General features: G+C 59.9%; 9 protein-coding genes. 4 read left to right on the plus strand and 5 right to left on the minus strand.

The features are described from left to right. The first annotated feature begins 38 nt into the window (after positions 1-38). Complete coding sequence (locus tag AC1DIS_RS10000) at positions 39-1,490, plus strand: mannose-1-phosphate guanylyltransferase/mannose-6-phosphate isomerase (RefSeq protein WP_477780854.1); 1,452 nt, start codon at positions 39-41, stop codon at positions 1,488-1,490. Positions 1,491-1,572: 82 nt separating this feature from the next. Here the strand turns inward: AC1DIS_RS10000 and AC1DIS_RS10005 are convergent, their stop codons facing one another. Then, positions 1,573-4,290, minus strand: a complete 2,718-nt coding sequence (locus AC1DIS_RS10005) for an RHS repeat-associated core domain-containing protein (protein ID WP_477743258.1) — start codon at positions 4,288-4,290, stop codon at positions 1,573-1,575. 178 nt (positions 4,291-4,468) lie between these two features. On the opposite strand from AC1DIS_RS10005, the gene AC1DIS_RS10010 reads away from it, so the two are divergent. The 3 genes from AC1DIS_RS10010 to AC1DIS_RS10020 are packed head-to-tail and all read left to right on the plus strand — an operon-like array spanning position 4,469 to position 6,235. Continuing rightward, positions 4,469-4,933 carry a hypothetical protein gene (locus AC1DIS_RS10010; RefSeq protein WP_018927136.1) on the plus strand — a complete coding sequence of 155 codons (465 nt, stop codon included), beginning with the start codon at positions 4,469-4,471 and terminating at the stop codon, positions 4,931-4,933. 32 nt (positions 4,934-4,965) lie between these two features. Next, a complete protein-coding gene (locus tag AC1DIS_RS10015) occupies positions 4,966-5,790 on the plus strand; it encodes an SDR family oxidoreductase (RefSeq protein WP_477743257.1) in 825 nt (274 codons plus the stop codon). Positions 5,791-5,836: 46 nt separating this feature from the next. Further along, positions 5,837-6,235: a DUF4440 domain-containing protein gene (locus tag AC1DIS_RS10020; RefSeq protein ID WP_477743256.1), complete on the plus strand. Its 399-nt coding sequence runs from the start codon at positions 5,837-5,839 to the stop codon at positions 6,233-6,235. Between the two features lie 45 nt (positions 6,236-6,280). On the opposite strand, the gene AC1DIS_RS10025 is transcribed toward AC1DIS_RS10020, so the two are convergent. Genes AC1DIS_RS10025 through AC1DIS_RS10040 form a run of 4 tightly spaced genes read right to left on the minus strand, consistent with a single transcriptional unit; the run spans position 6,281 to position 11,111 of the window. Next, positions 6,281-7,144, minus strand: a complete 864-nt coding sequence (locus AC1DIS_RS10025; protein WP_018927139.1) for an efflux RND transporter periplasmic adaptor subunit — start codon at positions 7,142-7,144, stop codon at positions 6,281-6,283. Between the two features lie 25 nt (positions 7,145-7,169). Further along, positions 7,170-7,370 (minus strand): DUF1656 domain-containing protein, encoded by a 201-nt coding sequence (locus AC1DIS_RS10030; RefSeq protein WP_007896379.1) that lies wholly within the window; start codon positions 7,368-7,370, stop codon positions 7,170-7,172. Continuing rightward, positions 7,360-9,552 carry an FUSC family protein gene (locus tag AC1DIS_RS10035; protein WP_258612668.1) on the minus strand — a complete coding sequence of 731 codons (2,193 nt, stop codon included), beginning with the start codon at positions 9,550-9,552 and terminating at the stop codon, positions 7,360-7,362. Before AC1DIS_RS10035 ends, AC1DIS_RS10030 begins: the two co-directional genes overlap by 11 nt. Before the next feature lie 59 nt (positions 9,553-9,611). Further along, on the minus strand, positions 9,612-11,111 hold the full coding sequence (locus tag AC1DIS_RS10040) for an efflux transporter outer membrane subunit (RefSeq protein WP_477743255.1): 1,500 nt from the start codon (positions 11,109-11,111) through the stop codon (positions 9,612-9,614). Positions 11,112-11,162 lie beyond the last annotated feature (51 nt).

The following is an 11,162-nucleotide window of genomic DNA, read 5'->3' on the forward strand; positions in this document are numbered from 1 at the left end:
TTCGTGGCTCTAACCAATCGATTTAAGGGAGTAACAACATGATTCCGGTGATCTTGTCAGGTGGTAGCGGCTCACGTCTTTGGCCGCTTTCCCGAAAGCAATTCCCCAAGCAATTCCTCGCCCTGACCGGCGAACACACGCTGTTCCAGCAAACCCTGGAACGCCTGGTGTTCGAAGGCATGGATACCCCGATCGTGGTCTGCAACAAGGATCACCGCTTCATCGTCAACGAGCAGCTGAGCGCCCGTAAACTGGAAACCCAGCGCATCCTGATGGAACCGTTCGGCCGTAACACCGCGCCGGCCGTGGCCCTGACCGCGATGATGCTGGTCAATGAAGGTCGCGACGAGTTGATGCTGGTGCTGCCGGCCGACCACGTCCTGGAAGACCAGAAAGCCCTGCAACGCGCCCTGGCCCTGGCCACTGTGGCGGCCGAGCGTGGCGAAATGGTGCTGTTCGGCGTGCCGGCGACCAAACCGGAAACCGGTTACGGCTACATCAAATCCACCAACGATGCCCTGCTGCCGGAAGGCGTCAGCCGTGTCTCGCACTTCGTCGAAAAACCCGACGTGAAACGCGCCACCGAGTTCGTCCAGTCCGGCGGTTATTTCTGGAACAGCGGCATGTTCCTGTTCCGCGCCAGCCGCTTCCTCGAAGAGCTGAAAAAGCACGATCCGGACATCTACGACACCTGCGTACTGACCCTGGAACGTAGCGTGCAGGATGCCGACACCATCGACATCGACTCCGCCACCTTTGCCTGCTGCCCGGACAATTCCATTGACTATTCGGTGATGGAAAAAACCCAGCGCGCCTGCGTCGTACCGCTGACCGCGGGCTGGAGCGATGTCGGTTGCTGGTCGTCGCTGTGGGAGGTCAATGAAAAGGACGCCAACGGCAACGTCACCAAAGGCGACGTGGTCATCCRGGACAGCAAAAACTGCATGATCCACGGCAACGGCAAACTGGTGTCGGTGATCGGCCTGGAAAACATCGTGGTGGTCGAAACCAAGGACGCCATGATGATCGTCCACAAGGACAAGGTCCAAGGCGTCAAACAGATGGTCAACACCCTCAACGAACAGGGCCGCAGCGAAACCCAGAACCACTGCGAAGTCTATCGTCCGTGGGGTTCCTACGACTCGGTGGATATGGGCGGTCGTTTCCAGGTCAAGCACATCTCGGTCAAGCCGGGCGCGTGCCTGTCGCTGCAGATGCACCATCACCGCGCCGAACACTGGATCGTGGTCAGCGGCACCGCTGAAGTGACCTGCGACGAAAACGTGTTCCTGCTCTGTGAAAACCAGTCGACCTACATCCCGATCGCCTCGGTACACCGTCTGCGCAACCCGGGCAAGATTCCACTCGAGATCATCGAAGTGCAATCGGGCAGCTACCTGGGCGAAGACGATATCGAGCGGTTTGAAGATATCTACGGTCGCTCCACCCCGATCGAGCGCGGCGTGTCGGTGAAAACCATCGCGCAGTAATCAATCAGCAAATCAAAAAGCCCTCGTCCAGCCCGCTGCGTTCCCTATCCGCAGCGGGTTGGGCGGGGGCTTTTTTACACATTCATGCAGCCTTACGGGTTGTGGCTGGTTTTCTATGCCAGCCACTGACCTTTATTGATCCTGGTATTTTGATCTCAAGTGTTCCATGAAACGCACTATCGATACTGTCAAGTAATGCTCGTGAACTCATTCTTCCCACCTGAACCGGACTGATTCCCGAGTTGCCTAACAGCAGCGCCTTCAATTCTTTCAGTGGGCCTTTAACCATTGGCACCGCGCCCAGGTCCGAAGAGTGTTTGGGATCGAGTACATCGGGAGAAGCAAAAAACTCTACCTTATCGAAATCTTTACCCAAGGCTGCCTCCAGCACCTTGTCATCCTCAAGATCGTATTCGGCAAAGTGTGTCATCGAGCCGAGAAACTTGCGTTCATTCACTTCTCCATTTATCGCCAGAAGAAAGAAGGTGAAGCCCATGTTCCCGGCCTTGGTCCAATCCTTTTCATTGGTATTGCCGCCCTTTCCGCCTAACGTCTTCAAGTTCTGGTGAACCAAAGAAAAGTTAGACGCGATTTCCATAAAGGGAGGTGTTTCGCCGCTGCTCCCGTAGACCGTGTAATGGCGCAAGGTAAAGTTCTGGGGCTTGGTCTTTTCAAGCACCGCAGGTGTTGCCTTTGCTGTTTTGAACTTCAGTTTGCCCTGAGTGATTGTGTTCATCATGTTGTAAGGAGTCACTCTGTCCGTATCGCTGTAATTGTCCTTATACGATTCAAAAATCTCGATCGCTGTACGCACTGCCGAGTTGGATTTTGAGTTTTCACCCTGCTCGTCAAAGAACGTTAACGGGTTGTTTCGAACCATCCGATACAGGTTCAAGCCATCCACAGCGCCTGCCGGATCGGTACTCGCCCATCGCCGCAACCACGGTATGTAGTACCGGAAGCCATAGCAATAAAGCCCCGTGGCATCCTGTTCCTTGCCCGAATAACGAATGGTTTTATAGTCCACTTCAATCGCGTCGTACCACGCGGTCTCGCCAAAGGGATAAAAAATTTCCCGGCTGATGATTTGCGCGTCATCGGCCAGTTCCACGGTGCAGGAGCTCAGGTGATCGACCAGGGTGTAGCGGTACTGATCGTTGACACCGGACGGTGGCTCGCTGTCCCAATGCAACACCCGCACGGTGTTGAGGCCAGCCTGCGCGGTGATGACCTGCAACACCACCCCGGTGCCACTGTCGGTACGAAGTTCCAAGCCCTGCAAGTAACGCACTTCAGCTATCACGGTGCGAGCCCTGGTCTGCAACGCGCGGATTTTGCGCACCCGCTGGCCAGCGCCATCGTAAAAATAGCACTCACCGTCATTGCGTCGGGAGGCGCGTTCCACCGGGCTGACCGAGCGCAATTGATTGCGCAGATCCCAGGTCAACAACCGTCCCTGGTCCAACTCCAGCAAATTACCTTTGGCGTCGAATGCGGCGGCGATGTCCTCTTCCGTGGGCGGCACGCCGTTGCGCCAGGGCAGGCAGCGATTGCTGTAGCGGGCAGCTTTCAAATCGCGCCCATGTTTTTGCGCGCCGATGTGGGTCACCTTCAGCAGATTGCTGCCCTCGTCATAGTGGTAAATCTGCCGATAGTTGCTAACCGCCGCCGGATCGGTGCGACCAACCGACTCGGGTCCTTGATCGGGACCGCCCGCTTCCCAGCCAAAGGCTTCGATCAACTGGTACAGGCTGTTGTAGATGAAGCGACTGATCGGGTCGATGCGCTGGTTGGCGAAGTAGCGCACGGGCAGGGCCTTGTCCTCGATGCTCAAGACATTGCCCATCCGGTCATAGTCGTAGATCAGATGCTGCAACATTCGGGCACTGGCATCCTGTGCCCGACGCTCCATCAACAAACCGTCTTCGGGTCGATAGGCCAGCGTCGTCCGCACCCCGTTACCCGCGACCTCCTCTTCGACTTGCCCTTGGGCGCTGTAGCGGATCTCGCTGACCAACGTTTGCCAAATGGATTGATCCTTCAATTGCAGTCGGCTTTCGCGCAATCGGCCATCGACGGTCAGACCGAAAGTCTGACGATTACCCTTGGCATCGGTCTGTTCCAGCACATCACCCAACGGGCCGAAACGCCACCTGGACGTCGCCCCAGTCCCCGGTTCGAGCAGCCGTCGGCGATCATCAATCGATTCCGGCCAATCGGGGGTTAGCGGCTCAAGGGTGAAGTGGCGGGTGTTTTCGATGCCTTCACCGCTGATCGCAAACGAGTCGAACAGTACGCTGCCCGCCGGGTCGTCATGGCGAATCAGTTTGCCGTACTGGTTAAGGTCCTGATGACCCTGGCCCGGGTAGCCATAAGCAAAGCGCTCGACACAGCGACGGGGCTCCACGGCGCCCTGTTCGAACACCGCCACGGGCCGCAGCAAATCGTCATATTCGACCTCGCGACGTGTTTGGCGGCTGTCCCAGTCCGACAACACTTCGTCGGCCAGACCGCGCAGGGTGATCTGCGTTCCGGCATCAACGCTGTCCGTGCGCAACGCGTTCCCGGACAGCGAATACACCGTGATCAGATTGGGAGGGGTCAGGGAATCGCCTTCTTGCAGCGCCCATAACCGCGGATCCCACTGTTTGACTGCACGTCCTGCGCCATTGTGAGCAGTGCGATTGATGCGGACCTCAGCGGGCAGGTTTTCGATGGCGCGCCAGTAATCTACCAAGCGAATCGACAGGCCGCGCGGATCGAAGATCCTCAGTGTGGGCGTCTTGTGGTGCATTTCCATCGCCTCTGTCCATCGAATAACAGCCCCGTCGGCCAATGTCTTCTAACGTTTCAAGAACATGGCTGGCTACTGTCAGAAATTACAGTACCGACCAACGGTACAACCCCTTGCTCACCGAATATCCATTCTCGTGCCCCTTCGGTAGGATGTCGGTTATCCGTTCATGGAGCGTTCAAACATGTTCATCGGCGTCCTGCTGGTCATCACCTGGCTGATCCTGCTGCTGCGCTACCCGGCCAAGGCCGTGCCGGTTTCCGTGGCGGCCGCTGTCGGATTGGGCCTGGTGGCGACGTGGGTCTTCTGGATGGACAACCGCGAAATCAAGCAACTGGCACGCCTTGAGCTGCGCATCACTTACGCACCCGAGCACTGCCCGGCAGATCGGCCATTGAAGCTCACGATGAAAAACGGCAACGACGTGCCACTGATCGAGTTGCGCTGGCGCATCGCGGCGTATGCGCCGGGCGATACGGTGAACCTGGCCGACAATCAATACGCCGCGCCACGTTATCGCGGCCCCGGCGAATTGCAGGCCGGCGGCAGTTGGGAAGACTGCTTGCCGCTACCGCCCTTGCGCCCCGGCTACCGCCCGCAAACCCTGGAATTTCGCGCTGAACGGTTGCAGGGTAGTTTCTCCGACTGATCCCCCTTTTTCTTTTGCACAAGGACCGCGCCATGCCTGTTGCGTTGATTACCGGTTGCTCCAGCGGCATTGGCCGCGCACTTGCCGACACCTTCAAAAATGCCGGTTACGAAGTCTGGGCCAGTGCCCGCAAGGCTGAAGACGTGGCAGCCCTCACCGCCACCGGTTTCACCGCCGTGCAGCTGGACGTTAACGATGGCCCGGCCCTCGAACAGTTGAGCGAGCGGATCAACCAGCAACGCGGCGGCCTCGATGTGCTGATCAACAATGCCGGTTATGGCGCCATGGGGCCGCTGCTCGATGGCGGCGTGCCGGCCATGCAGCGCCAGTTCGAAACCAACGTGTTTGCGATTGTCGGCGTCACTCGCGCAATGTTCCCGGTACTGCGTCGCGCCCGGGGGCTGGTGGTGAACATCGGCAGCGTTTCCGGGGTTCTGGTCACGCCGTTTGCCGGTGCCTACTGCGCCTCGAAAGCCGCCGTGCATGCCTTGAGCGATGCGCTGCGCATGGAGCTGGCGCCGTTCGGCGTGCGGGTCATGGAAGTTCAGCCTGGGGCCATCGCCTCCAGCTTCGCGAAAAATGCCGGCCACGAAGCCGAGCAATTGATCACCGAACAATCCCCGTGGTTTCCACTGCGTGAAGGTATTCGTGCACGGGCCAAGGCCTCTCAAGATAAACCAACGCCGGCCAGTGAATTTGCCGCCGGTTTGCTCAAGGCTGTGCAGCAGAGCAAACCACCGCGTCTGGTGCGTTTGGGTAACGGCAGCCGGGCGTTGCCGTTAATGGCGGGGTTATTGCCAAAAGGGTTGCTGGAGTCGGGGTTGATGAAGCGGTTCGGGTTGCGCGGGCAGCTCTGAGACCGCGAAGGCGTCAAAACACACTTTCAGACTTTCAGGAAACAGCATGACCGACTACACCGAATACTTTGACGAAGTGATCCAGGCCCACGTAGCCATCGAGCAATGGTTGGCCGAAGAGCGAGACGAGGCCGAGCTGGAGCAATTGCTGACGCGTTTTTCACCGCAGTTTTCCATGGTCTCGCCGTTGGGCCGGGTGCTGGATTTCGAGGCGTTGAAAGAATTGTTTCTGTTGGCGGGCGGGAAGAAGCTCGGGTTCAGGATTGAGCTCAGCGAGTTGCGAGGTGTCGCGCTGTATGACGGTGGCGCAGTAATCAGTTACCGCGAGCAACAGACCGATGCGACGGGGCTGCATTCTGATCGGCGGTCCTCGGCGGTGTTTGAGAAACAGGCCGATGGCAAGGTGGTTTGGCGGCATTTGCATGAGACGTTTTGCCAAGGCTGACACGGCCACTTTTTGTGGCGAGGGGGCAAGCCCCCTCGCCACAGGTTATTCGCCAGCCGGGGGGTTCACCACCACCGTACACGTAATCCCCGCCGCTAACAGCACGCCCTCCGGCACTTCATCAATGTGAATCCTTACTGGCACCCGCTGCGCCAGACGCACCCAGTTAAAGGTCGGGTTCACATCAGCGATCAGCTCGCGACTCTCCGGGTTATCGCGGTCGTAGATGCCGCGAGAAATACTTTCCACGTGGCCCTTGAGCACTTCGCCGCTCATCAGTTGCATGTCGGCTTTATCGCCCACGCGAACATGCGGCAGTTTGGTTTCTTCGAAGAAGCCATAAACCCAGAACGAATTCATGTCGACCACCGCCATTTTCGCTTCGCCGATGCGCGCATAGTCACCGCGATGGACGTTGAGGTTGGTGACGTAGCCGTCCACCGCCGCCCGCACTTCGGTGCGTTGGAGGTTCAGTTCGGCGGCTTCCAGTTGCGCTTGCGCGTTCTGGTAATCGGCCAGGGCCGAGTCGGCGATGTTGGTGGCGTCGTCGCGGTTTTCCCTGGAGATCACCAGGTTGTCGAGGTCGGCGCGGCGATGGGCGTTGACCTTGCGCATCTCCCACGTGGCCTTGCGCGAGGCCACCAGGCTCTGCGCCTGTTTCACCGCGAGGCGGTAATGCTCGGGGTCGATGCGCATCAGCAAGTCGCCCTTTTTCACCAACTGGTTGTCGCGTACCGGCACCTCCACCACCTCACCGGTCACGTCGGCGGCGACGTTGATGATGTCGGCGCGCACCCGGCCGTCACGGGTCCAGGGCGTGTTCATGTAATGCACCCACAAGGTCCGGCCGATCCACAGGGCAAGGGCCAGCACCAGCAAGGTCGCGAGCAGGCTGAAAAGCTTTTTCATCAAGGCCTTCTTCAGTGATAGAGAGTCAACGGTAGACAGTCAGCGCCAAGGCGCCGAACAGACAGGTAAACAGGCTCAGGCGCAGCAGCGCCGGGTGCCAGAAGAAACGGTACAGATCGAACCCGGACAAGAATCGGTCAAGGGCCCAGGCCAGCGCCGCCGCAATGAAAAACATCAGGGTCATGGTCGGCATATACACGCCGTGGAAGGCGATTTCACGAGGCATGTTCAAGTCCTTGGGGCTTGGCAGTGGTGTATGAAGCCAGCGGCGATTGCGGGTCGAGCAACGAGGTGCGGATGAAGTGCAGGTAACTCTTCACCCGGCGTAATGCGGAGGTATCAAAGTGCGGCGCAAAGGGTTCGTCGGTGGCCTGCACGCGGCCGATCGCGTGGTCGACGGCGACCAGCGCCCGCTCCAGATTGCTCTGGCCCGGTTGCAGAAACAGCCGCACCAGCGAACGCCCCATCACCCGGATGGACTGGCGCCACGGCTGGGATTCGGCGTACGCCGGGTGCACCGGCAGAATCGCTTGTTCTTTACGCAGTTCGATAATCGCGTGGCCGACTTCCAGCACCACCAACATCCAGCGCAACAAGTCCCGCTGCACCTGCGGCTGTCCTGCGGCGAGGCCATAGGCCTGATGCAGCAAGTCCCGCGTACGGCTTTCGAAACTCGACGCCAGCCCTTTGAGTTTGCCGCTGATGGCGTACACCACTTGCCCGCGCAAGTCCTGCTCCAGCCGCCGCCACAACCAGCGGCTGTTGGGTGGCAGAATGATTGCCCCGGCCGCCGCGCACACCAGCATGCCCATGACCATGGCGATGTAGTCGTTGATAAAGGCGTAAGGGTTGTAGACCGTAAGGTTGTCCGGCACCGAACCGGTGCTGAAGAAGATCAGCAACCCCAGGCCGACACCGGCGTATTGCGGCCGAGAAGTGAGGAACGAGCCGAGCACGATCACCGGCGCGAGCATCACGCAAAGCAATGGAAAACCGTCGATCCAGGGAAAGATGAAAAACATCTCGACGAAGCCGATCAGCGCCCCGAGCAAGGTCCCGCAGGCCATCTGAAAGGCCATGCGCTTGGGGTTTGGCGTCGCGGCTGACAGGCCGACTGTGGCGGCGGCGATCAGGGTCATGGTCGCCCCGCTCGGCCACGCGGTGGCCACCCAATAGCTGCCGAGCACCACAAGGATGAACGCGGCGCGAATCCCCGACGCGGCCGAGGCCAGCCAATTGGTTTGCGGGGTGAAGGGTTCGTCCCAACGCTCCCGTTCGTGGCTGTGATCGGCCAGGGACGCGTGGGTCTGTGCATAACTGTGCAAGTCGTCGACGAAGCGATAAAGCAGTTCGTAGGCGGTGTGAAAATCCAACTGCTCGGCGTCGCTCGGATCGTTCTCCTGAAAGCTCGCCCGCAGCTTGCGCACCCGCGCCGGCAAGTTGTCCTTATAGGTCGCCAAGGCGCTGGTCAGGCGAGCGGCATCAGGGCTGGTCAGCGCACGGCCGCTGAAACCGTCGAGCACTTCGGCCAAGTCCTGCAACCCTGGTTTGATCGCCGCGACAACATGATCGGCGCCACTGCCGCGCAGGCGCTCGAGCAACTGATGCAGGGCATTGAAGCGCGTGGTGACGCCCATGAATTCGCTGTTCAAGCGACTGAGCCGCCCATTGCGCCGACGCATGTGCGGGTCTTCGAACACCGTGACACTGCGCAGTCCTTCCAGGCCCACCGCTTCGGCGATGAACCGAACGTTGCTTGCTTCAAACGCTTCGCGCCGACTGCGACCGCGCAAGCCATCAGTGACGAACAACGCAAACACACCGAAGCGCTGATACAACGCATTGCGCATCGCCGCACTGGCGGTTTGCGGCAGGATCGCGGCGCTGACCAGCGTCGAGCAGAGAATCCCCAGAGAGATTTCCAGCACTCGCCAGACCGCAGCCATGAATGCGCCGTCCGGGTGAGCCAGAGCGGGCAGCCCAACCATCGCCGCCGTATAACCGGCGAGCACAAATCCATAGGCGCGAAAGTTGCGACAACGCGCTGCGCCAGCCGTGCACAGGCCGACCCAGATCGCCAGCGAGCCGAGGAACAGTTCGGTGTTCTGCGCGAACAAGGCAATCAGCGCGACCATCACCGCCGACCCGGCCAACGTGCCGAGAAAGCGATAGAAACTCTTGGCGAACACCTGGCCGCTTTGCGGTTGCATGACGATGAACACGGTGATCATCGCGGTGCGCGGTTGCGGCAATTCAAGACGCATGGCCAGCCACAACGTGAGGAATGCGGCGAACAGCACCTTGAAAATGTAGACCCAGGTCACGCCGTCGCTGCGCGCCCAGTCGAAGAAACCCCGGCGCCATTCAAGGGAATACAGCCAGCGCAAAGGTGCGGGCAAGGGAGTCATGAAATTTTGCTCAATGGTCTAGGGCTTGAGGAACTGTGGGTGTGCCTGAAACGTCGTGCTCACTTCAAAAGGCTCGGGGTTTTCGGGGGCAGGGTTTTCTCGGCACTCGGGACGTCGTTGCCAGCGCCAAGGCCTCCGCCCAAAGCAGTCACCAGCTCAGCATGAGCACTCAACCGCGCAGCCTGAACCTGCTGCTGCACTTGCTGTTGCTTGAACAGCAAAGTCTGCGCATTGAGTACGTTGAGGTAATCGGTGAGCCCACGTTGATAGGCGATCATCGCGATGTCGTAAGTCTTCTGCGCCGTGGCCACCGATTCGGCGGCGAACGTTTGCTGCTTGTCCATCGACTCGCGGCGGATCAACTGGTCGGAGATGTTCTTCAGCGCATTGACCAGCGTCTGGTTGTATTTGGCCACGGCAATGTCATAACCGGCCGAGGCTTCACCCAGCTCGGAACGCAAGCGGCCGCCGTCAAAAATCGGCAATGTAATCGCAGGTCCCACGCTGTAGTTGAGCTTCTTGCCGGTCAGGAACTCCAGCGCACCGCCGCCAGTGGCCATGTAACCGAGGCTGCCGACCAGATCGACGTTGGGGTAGAAGCCTGCGTGAGCGACATCGATGCCCCGCGCCTGGGCCGCCACTTGCCAGCGACTGGCAACCACGTCCGGGCGTTGACCGAGCAATTGCGCCGGCAGCGACGACGGTAACTTCAGCGCCGCCCCCAACGACAACGTCGGCCGTTGCAACTGCGCGCCCTCCCCCGGGCCCTTACCGGCCAAGGCTGCGAGCTGATTACGGCTGAGGGCGATTTCTTCGTCCAGCGCATCGAGTTGGCGATGGGTTTCCGGTAGCGGCGTTTCGGCCTGGCTGACTTCGAAGTGCGTGCCGATGCCACCGTCCAGGCGTTTTTGCGCCAGGTCGAGGATTTGTTGTTGCTGCTTCAAGGTGGCCGCGACGATGTCCCGTTGCGCGTAATGCAACGAGAGTTCGATGTAGGCGCGCACGATGTTGTTCTGCAATTCGAGCTGGGCCTGCCGTGCTTCGGCAGCGCTCATGTGCGCCATGTCCACCGCTCGCTCGGTGGCGTTGCTTTCGCGCCCCCAGAGGTCGAGGGCATAGCTGAAGCCCAGCGCGGCGTTGTTGTCCCAAGTGGTGGTGTTGGCCAACTCACCGGGGCCGTAGAACTGATCGGTGGGCCAGTTGTGGCGTTTGAGGGTCGACTGGCCATTGATCTGCAGCGACTCGGCGGACTCGGCAATACCCGCCATGGACCGGGCCTGACGCACCCGCGCGGCGGCCATGGCCATGTTCGGACTGTCTTGCAGGGCGAGGGAGATCCAGCGGTTCAGTTGCGGGTCGCCGTAGGCCTGCCACCATTGGGCGGTGGGCCAGTGAGCGTCCCGGGCGGCGCTCTGGATGGCTTCGTCGGTGGCCAGTGAATTGGCCTCCAGTGCCTTGCCTTGTGGGGCAATACCGCCGGTTCCGATGCAGCCGCTGATTGCCAGGGTTAAAGCCAAAACACTGAGCGTCTTGAGCGCTCTGTTGATGCGACGCGGCACTGCTGCAAATTCCTGAAAGGGGGGAGAGTCACGAGATCCTGTAGGAGCCGG

This window comes from Pseudomonas sp. 05N433 (assembly GCF_056396925.1).